General features: G+C 61.0%; 1 protein-coding gene. It reads right to left on the bottom strand.

The genetic code is table 11. The features are described from left to right. A partial coding sequence (locus L4D76_RS28900; protein ID WP_428444213.1) for a VCBS domain-containing protein occupies positions 1-599 on the bottom strand: 599 nt, incomplete at its 3' end. Positions 600-619: the final 20 nt, after the last annotated feature.

Below are 619 nucleotides of genomic sequence, written 5' to 3'. Positions count from 1 at the left end.
AGGGTGGCATCTTCTTGCACTGCGCCCGCGTCGGCACCGTCTTCGTTTGGAGTCACCACCGCTTTATCGTCGCTGCCGGTGATGGTCACTGTGATTTCGTGRGTGGTGCCGTCGGCGGTTGCCACTTCGAGGGTGCGCTCGATTGGGTCGCTGTCGCTGTCCAGCGCCTGCACAACTCCGTGGTTGTTGTTCAGCTCGTAGGTCCAGTTCCCCTGGTCATCGATGCTGAAGGTACCGTAGTCGCCRTCGGCCACKTYGGTCTGYTCAACGAACACCGCTTCGCCTGYGTCTGGATCTTCCACGTTCAGTTTGCCGCCCGTGCTCAGGGTGGCATCTTCTTGCACYGCGCCCGCGTCGGCACCGTCTTCGTTTGGAGTCACCACCGCTTTATCGTCGCTGCCGGTGATGGTCACTGTGATTTCGTGGGTGGTGCCGTCGGCGGTTGCCACTTCGAGGGTGCGCTCGATTGGGTCGCTGTCGCTGTCCAGCGCCTGCACATCGGTGTGGTCGTTGTTCAGATTGTAGGTCCAGTTACCCTCGGCATCGATGCTGAAGGTACCCCAATCGCCGTCGGCCACGTCGGTCTGTTCAACGAACACCGCTTCGCCTGYGTCTGGAT

Source organism: Photobacterium sagamiensis (genome assembly GCF_050337085.1).
In the GTDB taxonomy this organism is placed as follows: domain Bacteria; phylum Pseudomonadota; class Gammaproteobacteria; order Enterobacterales; family Vibrionaceae; genus Photobacterium; species Photobacterium sagamiensis.
Note: the sequence above shows the minus strand (reverse complement) of the source record. Positions and strands in the feature narration are given on the sequence as shown.